General features: G+C 71.0%; 12 protein-coding genes. 11 read left to right on the top strand and 1 reads right to left on the bottom strand.

The window, feature by feature from the left end; all coding sequences use genetic code 11:
• Positions 1-175: 175 nt before the first annotated feature.
• Positions 176-676 carry an inorganic diphosphatase gene (locus ACFE7H_RS13120; protein WP_375401688.1) on the bottom strand — a complete coding sequence of 167 codons (501 nt, stop codon included), beginning with the start codon at positions 674-676 and terminating at the stop codon, positions 176-178.
• Positions 677-774: 98 nt separating this feature from the next.
• Between ACFE7H_RS13120 and tilS the strand changes: the two genes are divergently transcribed.
• The 11 genes from tilS to ACFE7H_RS13065 all read left to right on the top strand — a co-directional run.
• Positions 775-1,800 (top strand): tRNA lysidine(34) synthetase TilS, encoded by a 1,026-nt coding sequence (gene tilS / locus ACFE7H_RS13115; RefSeq protein ID WP_375401687.1) that lies wholly within the window; start codon positions 775-777, stop codon positions 1,798-1,800.
• A 77-nt stretch (positions 1,801-1,877) separates the two neighbouring features.
• On the top strand, positions 1,878-2,471 hold the full coding sequence (gene hpt, locus ACFE7H_RS13110; RefSeq protein WP_375401686.1) for a hypoxanthine phosphoribosyltransferase: 594 nt from the start codon (positions 1,878-1,880) through the stop codon (positions 2,469-2,471).
• 79 nt (positions 2,472-2,550) lie between these two features.
• A complete protein-coding gene (gene ftsH, locus ACFE7H_RS13105; RefSeq protein ID WP_375401685.1) occupies positions 2,551-4,560 on the top strand; it encodes an ATP-dependent zinc metalloprotease FtsH in 2,010 nt (669 codons plus the stop codon).
• Positions 4,561-4,653: 93 nt separating this feature from the next.
• Complete coding sequence (locus tag ACFE7H_RS13100) at positions 4,654-5,133, top strand: DUF3180 domain-containing protein (RefSeq protein WP_375401684.1); 480 nt, start codon at positions 4,654-4,656, stop codon at positions 5,131-5,133.
• 86 nt (positions 5,134-5,219) lie between these two features.
• Positions 5,220-5,765, top strand: a complete 546-nt coding sequence (locus tag ACFE7H_RS13095) for a PH domain-containing protein (protein ID WP_375401683.1) — start codon at positions 5,220-5,222, stop codon at positions 5,763-5,765.
• On the top strand, positions 5,762-7,282 hold the full coding sequence (locus ACFE7H_RS13090; RefSeq protein ID WP_375401682.1) for a PH domain-containing protein: 1,521 nt from the start codon (positions 5,762-5,764) through the stop codon (positions 7,280-7,282). The genes ACFE7H_RS13095 and ACFE7H_RS13090 overlap by 4 nt, the downstream gene beginning before the upstream one ends.
• Complete coding sequence (locus tag ACFE7H_RS13085; RefSeq protein ID WP_375401681.1) at positions 7,279-8,007, top strand: DUF2520 domain-containing protein; 729 nt, start codon at positions 7,279-7,281, stop codon at positions 8,005-8,007. The genes ACFE7H_RS13090 and ACFE7H_RS13085 overlap by 4 nt, the downstream gene beginning before the upstream one ends.
• Positions 7,998-8,849, top strand: coding sequence for a pantoate--beta-alanine ligase (gene panC / locus ACFE7H_RS13080; RefSeq protein WP_375401680.1), 852 nt, complete (start codon positions 7,998-8,000; stop codon positions 8,847-8,849). Before ACFE7H_RS13085 ends, panC begins: the two co-directional genes overlap by 10 nt.
• A 61-nt stretch (positions 8,850-8,910) precedes the next feature.
• A complete protein-coding gene (gene lysS / locus ACFE7H_RS13075; RefSeq protein WP_375401679.1) occupies positions 8,911-10,392 on the top strand; it encodes a lysine--tRNA ligase in 1,482 nt (493 codons plus the stop codon).
• Between the two features lie 29 nt (positions 10,393-10,421).
• On the top strand, positions 10,422-10,598 hold the full coding sequence (locus ACFE7H_RS13070) for a hypothetical protein (protein ID WP_375401678.1): 177 nt from the start codon (positions 10,422-10,424) through the stop codon (positions 10,596-10,598).
• A 157-nt stretch (positions 10,599-10,755) separates the two neighbouring features.
• Positions 10,756-12,556: ATP-dependent Clp protease ATP-binding subunit (locus ACFE7H_RS13065; protein ID WP_375401677.1), on the top strand; the 1,801-nt coding region annotated here is incomplete at its 3' end.

Genomic DNA, 12,556 nt, shown 5'->3' with positions numbered 1-12,556 from the left:
GGGCCCGGTGAAGGGATGTGCGCAGGACCGGGTAGGGCCCGGTGAAGGGATGTGCGCAGGACCGGGTAGGGCCCGGTGAAGGGATGTGCACAGGACCGGGTAGGGCCGGTGAAGAGTGGGCACAGGACCGGGTAGGGCCCGGTGAAGGATGTGCACAGGACCGGGTGATGACGGCTCAGGAGTGCGCTTCGGGCGATTCAGTGAGCCGCGTGAAGGCGTCCTGGATGATCTGCTCCGCCTCGGCGGCGTCGCCCCAGCCGTCGATGCTCACGAACTTGCCGGGCTCCAGATCCTTGTAGCGCCGGAAGAAGTGCTCGATCTCGTTCCGAACCTGCTGCGGCACGTCGTCCAGGTCCTGGATGTGCTGCCACCGGGGGTCCTTGTAGGGGACGACGACGATCTTCGCGTCCGAGCCGGCCTCGTCGCTCATGTTCAGCACGCCCACCGGCCGCACCTTGACGCCGACGCCCGGGAAGACCGGCACCTCCAGCAGCACGAGCGCGTCCAGCGGGTCACCGTCCAAGCCGAGCGTGTTCTCGAAGAAGCCGTAGTCGACCGGGTAGACGAACGAGGTGAACAGCACCCGGTCCAGGTACACGCGACCCGTGACGTGGTCCACCTCGTACTTGTTGCGGCTGCCCTTGGGGATCTCCACGACCACGTCGTACTCGGCCATCGCGTCCACCTCTCCATTGCCGGATCTCGATCGCCGGCGCTCGTCACTGCTGGCAGCCGACTTCGTACTCGGCGCCGTACCGACCGTACCGTTGGCGGATGCCCGACCGACCGCGCCTGACCCCGGCGATCGCCGACGTCCGTCGGGCGGTGCGGGCCGGTCTGGCTCTGGTACCGGCGAGCGATCGGGTGCACGGAGCGGAGCGCGCCGATGGATCGGAGCGCGCCGATGTGCTGGTCGCCCTCTCCGGCGGCGCCGACTCGATGGCGCTCGCCGCCGCCGCCGCCTTCGAGGGTCCGCGCGCGGGACTGCGAATCGGCGCGATCGTGGTCGATCACGACCTGCAGTCCGGTTCCGCGCAGGTCGCGGACCGCGCTCGTGACGCAGCCGCGGCGCTGGGGCTCGCGCCGGCGACGGTCGCGCGAGTCCGGGTCCGCACCGACGGCGGCCCGGAGGCGGCTGCCAGGGCCGCACGGTACTCGGCGATCGAGGATGCCGCGCGGCTCGCCGGCGCCACTCGTGTGCTGCTCGGGCACACGCTCGACGATCAGGCTGAGACGGTGCTCCTCGGCCTGGCGCGCGGCTCTGGACCGGATGCCCTCGCCGGCATGCGGCTTGACGATCCGCCCCTGCTGCGCCCGCTGCTCGGGCTGCGCCGCACGATCACCCGCGCCGCGTGCGCCGACGCCGGCCTGCCGGTGTGGGACGACCCTCAGAACACCGACCCGGCGTTCGCGCGCGTTCGGGTGCGCTCATCGGCGCTGCCCGCGCTCGAGGCCGCGCTCGGTCCGGGCATCGCGGAGGCGCTCGCGCGCACGGCGGATCAGGTGCAGGAGGACGCCGCTGCTCTCGACGCCCTCGCCGCCGAACTCGCCCCCGAGGTGGCGGAACTCGCCGAGGCCGGCATCGCCCTGCCCGTGGACCTGCTGGTCCCCAACCCGCGGGCGCTCGTGCACCGGCTCATCCGGCTGGCCGTCGAGGACGAGTTCGGTGTCGCCCTCAGCCGCGCCCACACGCTCGCCGCGGCCTCCCTGGTGTACGAGTGGCACGGCCAGGGGCCGGTGGACCTGCCCGGCATTAGGGTGGAGCGCCGCGACGGCCGGCTCTGCTTCCGCCGCCGCTGACTTCAGGGCGGACATCGACGCAAGGGCACTCGCATCCGGCGAGTCCCGAGCACGACGACCCGTGGAGGATCGAGCCCATGCTGCCCGCCGATGTCGCCGACGATCTGGTGCGCGTGCTGCTGACCGAGCAGCAGATCCGGGAGCGCGTCGCCGAGCTGTGCCGCCTGATCGAGGCCGACGAGCCGCCTCAGGCATCGCAGGGCGACGGGGCGGCGCAGGGCGACTCGAAGCCGCTGCTGCTGGTGGGCGTGCTGAAGGGCGCGGTCATGGTGATGGCCGACCTGGCCCGCGAGCTGCGCATCCCGATCGAGATGGACTGGATGGCCGTCAGCTCGTACGGCACCAGCACCCGATCATCCGGCGTGGTGCGCATCCTGAAGGACCTGGATGCCGAACTCGCCGGGCGCCGTGTGCTCATCGTGGAGGACATCGTCGACTCCGGATTGACGCTGTCGTGGCTCGTGACGAACCTGCGCTCCCGCGGTCCGAAGTCGGTGGAGGTGTGCGCGCTGCTGCGCAAGCCGGAGGCGATCCGGATGGAGGTGGACGTGCGGTACCGCGGCTTCGACATCCCGAACGAGTTCGTGGTCGGCTACGGCCTGGACTACGCCGAGCGGTACCGCAACCTGCGGGCGATCGGGGTGCTCGCTCCGCACGTCTACGCGGCCTGAGCATGCACAGCTTCTGATCAGTCGCCCACAGCGAACAGCGGTCGGGGGTCAGGAGAAGCGGCAGTACCGTATACCCACTATGGACTTCAAGCGCATTCTCAAGGGTCCCCTGGTCTACATCGTGATCGCCGTGATCGTGGTGTGGGTCGGCTCGAGCCTGTTGAGCGGATCCGGCTTCCGCAAGGTCACCACCGAGCAGGGCCTCGACTACCTGGCACAGGGCAAGGTCGCGCAGGCCAAGATCGTCGACAGCGACAACCGCGTCGACATGACCCTCACCGCACCCGTCGACGGGGTCAAGCAGGTGCAGTTCTTCTACGTGACCCCGCGGGGGGCCGAGGTGGTCAGCGCGGTCAGCTCCGCAAAGCCCGTCGACGGGTACGACGACGAGGTGCCGCAGCCCAACTTCCTGCTCTCCATCGCGGGCTTCCTGCTGCCCCTGCTGCTCATCGGGCTGCTGTTCTGGCTGATGCTCTCCGGCATGCAGGGCGGCGGCAACCGGGTGATGCAGTTCGGCAAGTCCCGCGCCAAGCTCGTGTCCAAGGAGACGCCCAAGGTCACATTCGGCGACGTCGCCGGCGCGGACGAGGCGATCGAGGAGCTCGGCGAGATCAAGGACTTCCTGAAGGAGCCGGCCAAGTTCCAGGCGGTCGGCGCCCGCATCCCGAAGGGTGTGCTGCTCTACGGCCCTCCCGGAACCGGCAAGACGCTGCTGGCCCGCGCGGTGGCCGGCGAGGCGGGCGTGCCCTTCTACTCCATCTCGGGCTCAGACTTCGTCGAGATGTTCGTGGGCGTCGGCGCCAGCCGCGTGCGCGACCTGTTCGACCAGGCCAAGCAGAACGCACCGGCGATCATCTTCGTCGACGAGATCGACGCGGTCGGCCGCCACCGCGGTGCCGGCATGGGCGGCGGCCACGACGAGCGCGAGCAGACGCTGAACCAGCTGCTGGTCGAGATGGACGGCTTCGACGTCAAGACGAACGTCATCCTGATCGCCGCCACCAACCGGCCCGACATCCTCGACCCCGCGCTGCTGCGCCCCGGACGGTTCGACCGTCAGATCGGCGTGGACGCCCCCGACCTGCGGGGCCGCGAACGGATCCTCGAGGTGCACGCCAAGGGCAAGCCGCTCGCCGCTGGGGTCGACCTGGAGGTGCTGGCGCGCAAGACGCCGGGCTTCACCGGTGCCGACCTGGCGAACGTGCTGAACGAGGCGGCCCTGCTGACCGCGCGTTCCAACGCCCAGTTGATCGACGACCGGGCACTGGATGAGGCCGTCGATCGTGTCATCGGCGGTCCGCAGCGGCGCAGCCGGGTCATGAAGGACCAGGAGAAGCTGATTACGGCGTACCACGAGGGCGGCCACGCCCTGGTCGCGGCAAGCCTCAACCACACCGATCCGGTCACGAAGATCACGATCCTGCCGCGCGGTCGGGCCCTCGGCTACACGATGGTGCTGCCGCTGGAGGACAAGTACTCCATCACCCGCAACGAGCTGCTCGACCAGCTCGCCTACGCGATGGGCGGCCGGGTGGCCGAGGAGATCGTGTTCCACGACCCCACCTCGGGCGCATCGAACGACATCGAGAAGGCGACAGGTACCGCCCGGCGCATGGTCACCGAGTTCGGCATGAGCGCGATCATCGGGTCGGTCAAGTTGGGCGCCGCGTCGGGAGAGATGTTCCTCGGCCGCGACATGGGGCACCAGCGCGACTACTCCGACGAGATGGCCAAACGCGTCGACGCCGAGGTCCGCGCGCTGATCGAAGCGGCCCACGACGAGGCGTACCAGATGCTGCTCGCCAATCGTGCGGTCCTCGACCGGCTCGCGACCGCACTGCTGGAGCAGGAGACGCTCGACCAGAAGCAATTGGTCGACATCTTCAAGGACGTCAAGAAGCTGCCGCCGCGGCCGCAGTGGCTCTCCAGCGACAAGCGCCCGGTGTCCGATCTGCCGGCGGTGTCGATGCCGCGCCCGAAGGCGCCCATCGATGCCGGTGCGGTCGATGGCGGCGTGGACTCCAGCGGTGGTGCCGCTCCGGTCCGTAAGCGCCAGCCGCGCATCAAGCCCCGCCCTGCGACGGCTTGATGGGCTCGGGCCCCTTCATCGCCCCGCCCCGCCCCCGTGCACCTCTCCGGTGCGCGGGGGCGGTGGCGCGTCCGGCCGGCGGGCGGTGACGTCGTGCGACGCACGAGCATCCCGCTGCTGATCACCCTGGCGATCCTGGCCGGCGTCATCGGCTGGCTCGGCCAGGTCGCCCTGACCGCGTCCGGGTCGGCGACGATCGTTCCGCCGATCACGCTGACGGCGGGGCTGGTCGCGGTCGCCGTCGCGGTCGTCGGGTTCGGCTGGCCGATCCGGCAGTCCGTGCGCGGCAAACGCGACCGCGCGGTCAACCCGTTCTTCGCGATGCGGGTGCTCGTCCTCGCCCAGGCCTGCAATCTCGTGGGTGCGCTGCTCACCGGCGGGAGCGCCGGCGTGCTGCTCTACGACTTCTCCCGCTCCGTGCAGCCTCCCACCGCCACGCTCGTGGCCGTCATCGGCGCTGCGATCGGCTCGGTGTGCGTCGTCGTCGCCGGCCTGCTCGTCGAATCCTGGCTGCGCATCCCGCCGAGCGACGACACCGAGGTGGAACCCGAGCACGGTCTGCAGCACAGCTGACGGCCCGAGCCGCGCGAAATGGGGGCTCGCGGTCGGGACCGGACCGTGGGACCCGGGTATCGGCCCGGATCAGTCACACTGAGGGCATGAGCGCAGGCGGCACGGCGACCGGCGCTGCCGCCCCGGTCACCCGGCAGCGCGGGCTGGATGCCGGCATCCAGGGCTGGCAGCGGGTCTCGAACCGGCTGATCTGGGTCGAGCTGGTGTCCGTCCTCATCGTGGCCCTGGTGGTGACCGCGCTGATGGCGGCCGTGCTGCTGCCCGTCGTCCTGCTCTCCGGGTCGCCCCTGATCGGCTGGCTCGTCATCGGCGTGATCGTGGTCGTCTTCATCGCCCGGATGGCCTTCGTGCCGCGCCGGGTCCACGCGATCGGCTACCTGCTGCGCGAAGACGACCTGGTCTTCCGCAGGGGCATCCTCTTCTCGCGACTCGTCGCGGTGCCGTACGGCCGGATGCAGCTGGTGGACGTGAATCGTGGACCCGTCGCCCGGCTGCTCGGCCTGTCGGAGTTGCGGCTCGTCACCGCGGCCGCCAGCACCGGGGTCACCATTCCCGGCCTCACCGAGTCCGACGCGGCCACGCTGCGGGACACCCTGGTGGCGCGGGCCGAGGAACGCCGCGTCGGACTGTGAGCGACACCGCACCGGCCACCGGTGGACGGGTCACGGCCAGCAGCTACCTGGACGGGGAGTGGCACCGGCTGCATCCGGCCACACCGCTGCTGCGCGGGGGCATCCTGATTCTGGCGCTGCTCACCTACCTCGCCGCCCGGGAACGGGACCAGGTGTTCAACCTGGTCTTCCACCTCGGGGACCAGGACGACGGCGACCCGGTATCCGCCCTGCAGCGACACGGCCTGGTCGGGGCGGCATCGCTGGTCCTTCTGGGTGTGGTCCTGATCGCCGTCGTCGGCTTCTGGCTCTCCTGGCGGACGAGCGAGTTCCGGATCGCGGACGGCCACGTCACTGCCCGGCACGGCATCCTGCTGCGGACGACGCGGACCGCGCGGCTGGACCGCGTGCAGGGGGTGACGATCGGCCGTCCGCTGCTCGCCCGGCTGCTCGGCGCCGCCCGCATCGAACTGGATGTGGCGGGGCAGAACGCCAACGTGCGGCTGGAGTACCTCTCGTACGCCGCCGCGGAGTCACTGCGCCTGGACGTGCTGCACCTCGCCTCCGGTCTGCGGCATCCGACAGTCGGGAGCGACGAACCGGCAGCGCGCATCGAGGACGAGCCCGGGGTGGGGCTGCTGGCCATCGGCCCGGCGAGAGCCATCGGTGCCGTGCTGCTCAGCGAGTCGACCGTCGTCCTGCTGCTGGTGCTGTTCGTGGGTATCCCCGTGCTGGTGGCGTTCACCTCGCCGGCTGCGGCCGTTTCGATTCTGCCCGTGCTCATCGGCTCCGTCACCGTCGCCGCGCGGCGCATCGGCCGCAACCTGCGATACACGATCGTCGGCACCACCGACGGTGTGCGGGTGGGCGCGGGGTTGCTCAGCACCAGTAACGAGGCCGTCCCGCCGGGTCGGGTGCACGCCATCCGGATCGAGCAGCCGCTGCTCTGGCGGCCGGCGGGGTGGTGGCGGGTCGCGGTGAACCGTGCCGGACGTATCCAGGGGCGGCGCAACAACGACCTGGAGCGCGCGATCGCGCCGATCGCGAAGCGCGCGGAGGTGCAGGCGCTGCTGCCGTACCTGATCCCCGACCTGACCGAGCGGATGGAGCTGATCGAGCAGGGCCTCACCGGCTCGAAGGCCGGTGAGTTCGTGCCCGCGCCCGGCCGGGCGGCCTGGCTGCGGCCGTTCGCCTGGCGCCGGACGGGGTTCGCACTGACCGGCGGCGCGCTGCTGATGCGCGGCGGGTGGCTGCACCGCCACCTGACCCTCGTGCCGCAGGCGCGGGTGCAGAGCGTGTCGCTGCAGCAGGGCCCCGCCGGCCGCCTGCTCGGCGTCGCGACCGTCGAGGTGCACACGGTGCACGGTCAGATCCACGGGCGGATGGAGTTGGTGGACGCGGAGCGGGCGGTCCGACTCTTTCGCGAGCTGGCCGAAGCGGGTCAGCGGGCGCGCGAGGTCGATCGCGCGCACCGCTGGAACGCGCACCGCTCTGATGCACCCCGGGTGGCGGCCTCGCCGGGCCCGGCGCCGGCATGACCGCCGCCGGGCGCCTCGGGCTCGGCGTGATCGGGTCCGGCAGGGTGGGGACCGTCCTCGCCGCGGCTCTGGCCGCCGCCGGGCATGCCGTCGTCGGTGCGACGGCGATCTCGGAGGAGAGCCGCGACCGCCTGGATGCCCTGCTGCCAGGCGTGCCCATCCTGAACACCCCGCTCGTGATCGAGCGGAGCGAGCTGGTGCTGCTGGCCGTGCCCGACGACGAACTACCGCAGCTCGTCGCCGGGTTGGCCGAGGTGCGCGCGTGGATGCCCGGTCAGCTCGTGGTGCACACCGCGCCGGGCCTCGGCATCGGCGTGCTGGCGCCGGCCCTGGCGCAGGGCGCCATCCCGCTGGCGATCGCGCCCGCGATGGTGTTCACCGGGACGAGCATCGACCTTGTGCGGCTGCGGGAGGTCTGGGCCGCGGTCACTGCGCCGGCGCCGGTGCTGCCGATCGGCCAGGCCCTCGCCGTAGAGATGGGCGCCGAACCCGTCGTCGTGGCGGAGCAGGACCGTGCCGCCTGGGGTGCGGCGCTCGCGACCGCCGGCGCGCTGCAGGACACCATCGATGCCGCAGTCGGCATACTCGCGGGCATCGGCGTCGACCAGCCCGCCCGCGTGCTCGGGCCGTTGGCCCGTTCCGCGCTCGAGCGGGCGCTGAGCACCGCCGGCGCCGCCTCATCCGACTCGTTCGAACCGCCCGCCGGAGGATCCGCATGGCGCTGATCACGGCCTCCGGAGTCGCTGCGGCGCGCGACGCGGTCGCCGCCCTGCGCGCCGACGGTGCCCGGATCGCGCTCGTCCCCACCCTCGGCGCGCTGCACGAGGGCCATCGCGCGCTGATGACGCATGCGGCGACCGTCGCCGATGCGGTCGCCGTCTCGATCTTCGTCAACCCGCTGCAGTTCGGTCCGGCCGAGGACTTCGAGCGCTATCCCCGCACCCCGCAGGCGGACGTCGCGGTACTGGAGCAGGCGGGGGTTCGGCTGCTGTTCGCGCCGAGCACGCAGGAGATGTACCCCGACGGTGCGGCCGCCACACGCATCACCGGCGGTGACGTGGCCAGCCGGTTCGAGGGCCGCACCCGCCCCGGCCACTTCGACGGGGTGCTGACCGTCGTCGACAAGCTGCTGAACGTGTTGACTCCGGATGTGGTCGTGTTCGGACGCAAAGACGCGCAGCAGGCGTTCCTGGTGCGCCGGATGGTCGCCGACCTGAACCAGCCGGTCCGCGTCGACGTGGTCGACACCGTGCGCGAGGCGGACGGGCTGGCGCTCTCCAGCCGCAACCGCTTCCTGTCACCCGCCGATCGGGTGGTCGCGCAGGCCCTGCCCGAGGCGCTCGCCGCCGCCGCCGCCGCAGCGGAGCGCGGGGTGGCGGCCGCGCTCGCCGCCGCGCATGCCGTGCTCGACGCGCAGCAGGGCGTCGGACTCGACTACCTGGCCATGGTGGACCCGGCGACGTTCCGGAGCGTGGACGACGGCTATCGTGGACCGGCCCTCGTGCTGATCGCCGCTCAGGTCGGCTCGACCCGGCTCATCGACAACGAGGTGATCCACCTCGGCTGACAGCGGCGATCCGCCGCGCGATTCGATTGCGGCGCCCCGCCGCCCACGTGAGGAGCCCAGCGTGACCGATCCCGCGCCCCCCGACGCCGGCGACCAGCGTGCCGTCCGGCTCGAGAAGCGCCGTCGCCTGTTGGAGGCGGGTACCGAGGCGTACCCGGTCGGGGTGCCGGTGACGACGACGATCGGCGCGGTCCGGGACGCGCATCCGCAGCTGGAGCCCGATGCCCACACGGGGGAGCAGGTCGGCCTGGCCGGCCGGATCGTGCATGTGCGCACGACAGGGAAGCTGTGCTTCGCGGCGCTGCAGGCGGGCGACGGCAGTCGGATCCAGGCGATGGTCTCCCTCGACGCCGTGGGTGCGGACTCGCTCGCGGAGTGGAAGGCCGTGGTCGACCTGGGCGACCTGATCTTCGTCGCCGGCGAGGTCGTCGCCTCCCGTCGGGGCGAGTTGTCGGTCGCCGTCACCGGCTGGCGCATCGCGGCGAAGGCGCTGCGTCCCCTCCCGAACCTGTACACCGAGCTGTCGGAGGAGACGCGGGTCCGCAGCCGCTACCTGGATCTGATCGCCCGCCCCGATGCCCGGCGCGCGGTGGTCGCCCGCGCCGCCGCCACCGCGTCGCTGCGCGCGACCTTCGCCGAGCGGGGCTACCTGGAGCTGGAGACGCCGATGCTGCAGGTGCAGCAGGGCGGAGCCAGCGCCCGGCCGTTCAAGACCCGATCGGAAGGATTCGACGCCGACCTGTTCCTGCGCATCGCGCCCGAGCTGTTCCTGAAGCGCGCCGCGGTCGGCGGCCTGGAGCGCATCTTCGAGATCAACCGCAACTTCCGCGACGAGAACCCCGACGCCACGCATTCGCCCGAGTTCGCGATGCTCGAGGCGTACGAGGCGTACTCCGACTACCTCGGCATCGCCGACCTGACCCGCGACCTGGTGCAGCGGGCCGCGGTGGCCGTCGGCGGCTCGACCGAGGTCACCTGGTTCGACGGCACCTCCTTCGACCTCGGCGGCGAGTGGGACCGCGTCTCGATGTACCCGTCGCTCAGTACGGCGGCCGGCATCGAGATCACTCCGGAGACACCGACCGCCGAACTGGTGGCGCTCGCCGAGCGCCTGGAGATCCAGGTCGCCCATCCCATCCGCGGCAAGTACGTGGAGGAGCTGTGGGAGTACTTCGTGAAACCGTCGCTCGACCGGCCCACCTTCGTCACCGACTTCCCGCTCGACACCTCGCCGCTCGTCCGCGAGCACCGCACGGTCGGCGGCGTGGTGGAGAAGTGGGACCTGTACGTGCACGGGTTCGAGCTGGCCACCGGATACTCCGAGCTCATCGACCCCGTCGTGCAGCGGCAGCGATTCGTGGAGCAGGCGACGCTCGTCGCGGGTGGCGACCCCGAGGCGATGCGCATCGACGAGGACTTCCTGCGGGCCCTGGAGTTCGGCATGCCACCGACCGGCGGCATGGGCATGGGCATCGACCGCCTGATGATGGTGCTGACCGGTCTCGGCATCCGCGAGACGATCCTCTTCCCCCTCGTGCGGTAGGCCGCACTCGGCGGACGTAGGCTCGCGGCATGAGTTGGAACGACGGCATCTGGGCGGTCATCCCGACCCTGTGCGTCGGCCTGCTGTTCTGGTTCGTCATGCGCTCGATCATCCGCAGCGACCGAACCGAGCGCGCCGCCCAGGCCAGGTACGAGGCCGAGGCGGACGCCCGACTGCTGCAGCGCGCGGAGCACGAGGACCGCTGACCCGCTCCGGCGGCAGTGCTCATATAACGCCTCCGGCGAACAGCGGCAGAGCTGCGGCACCCTGCTGGTTACCCTCGAAGCAGCACCGGAGGACGCAGGGTTCTCACGGCTGCGAATCGTTGCCGGCGCGTTCCCAGCCGGATTTCGAGGAGTCATCTTGTTCGAGCGCTTCACCGATCGAGCCCGCCGAGTCGTCGTTTTGGCCCAAGAAGAGGCCAAGATGCTCAACCACAACTACATCGGGACCGAGCACATCCTGCTCGGCCTCATCCACGAGGGCGAGGGCGTCGCCGCCAAGGCGCTCGAGTCGCTCGGCATCTCGCTCGACGCCGTGCGCGAGCAGGTGCAGGACATCATCGGCCAGGGGCAGCAGCAGCCCACCGGCCACATCCCCTTCACTCCGCGCGCCAAGAAGGTGCTCGAGCTGTCTCTGCGCGAGGCGCTGCAGCTCGGCCACAACTACATCGGCACCGAGCACATCCTGCTCGGCCTGATCCGCGAGGGCGAGGGCGTCGCAGCCCAGGTGCTCGTCAAGCTGGGCGCCGACCTGAACCGGGTGCGCCAGCAGGTCATCCAGCTGCTCTCGGGCTACCAGGGCAAGGAGCAGGTCGCCGTGGGCGGTGAGAACCAGCAGGCCCAGCAGGGTTCGCAGATCCTCGACCAGTTCGGGCGCAACCTGACCCAGGCCGCGCGCGACGGCAAGCTCGACCCGGTCATCGGGCGCGAGAAGGAGATCGAGCGCGTGATGCAGATCCTGTCGCGCCGCTCCAAGAACAACCCCGTGCTGATCGGTGAGCCCGGCGTCGGCAAGACCGCCGTCGTCGAGGGGCTCGCCCAGGCGATCGTGCGCGGCGACGTGCCCGAGACGCTCAAGGACAAGCAGCTGTACACGCTCGACCTCGGCTCGCTGATCGCCGGCTCCCGCTACCGCGGCGACTTCGAGGAGCGCCTGAAGAAGGTCACCAAGGAGATCCGCACCCGCGGCGACATCATCACCTTCATCGATGAGATCCACACCCTGGTCGGTGCCGGAGCGGCTGAGGGCGCGATCGACGCTGCCTCGATTCTGAAGCCGCTGCTGGCTCGCGGCGAGCTGCAGACCATCGGTGCGACGACGCTCGACGAGTACCGCAAGCACTTCGAGAAGGACGCGGCGCTCGAGCGTCGCTTCCAGCCCATCCAGGTGCAGGAGCCGTCGCTGCCCCACGCGATCAACATCCTGAAGGGGCTGCGCGACCGGTACGAGGCGCACCACAAGGTGTCCATCACCGACGGGGCCCTGGTGGCTGCGGCCAACCTGGCCGACCGCTACATCTCCGACCGGTTCCTGCCGGACAAGGCCATCGACCTGATCGACGAGGCCGGCGCACGCCTCCGTCTCTCGATCCTGTCCGCGCCGCCGGAGCTGCGCGAGTTCGACGAGAAGATCGCGCTGGTCCGCGCCGCCAAGGAGGCGGCGATCGAGGACCAGGACTTCGAGAAGGCCGCCGGCCTGCGCGACGAGGAGAAGAACCTGCTCGGCGAGCGACTGCGTCTTGAGAAGCAGTGGCGCGCCGGCGACGTGAAGACCACCGCCGAGGTCGACGAGGGCCTGATCGCCGAGGTGCTGGCCCAGGCCACGGGCATCCCGGTCTTCAAGCTGACCGAGGAGGAGTCCAGCCGGCTCATCTTCATGGAGAAGGCGCTGCACGGCCGGGTCGTCGGTCAGGAGGAGGCCATCAGCGTCCTCGCCAAGACCATCCGCCGCACCCGCGCCGGCCTGAAGGACCCCCGCCGCCCCTCCGGATCGTTCATCTTCGCCGGCCCCACGGGCGTCGGCAAGACCGAACTGGCCAAGGCGCTCGCGGAGTTCCTGTTCGACGACGAGAACGCGCTGATCTCCCTGGACATGAGCGAGTACGGCGAGAAGCACACCGTCTCGCGGCTGTTCGGTGCCCCTCCCGGGTTCGTCGGCTTCG

The sequence above is a fragment of the uncultured Amnibacterium sp. genome (genome assembly GCF_964250715.1).
Classification (GTDB): Bacteria; Actinomycetota; Actinomycetes; order Actinomycetales; family Microbacteriaceae; genus Amnibacterium.
The sequence above is the reverse complement of the archived record's forward strand: the minus strand, read 5'-3'. Positions and strand labels throughout refer to the sequence as shown.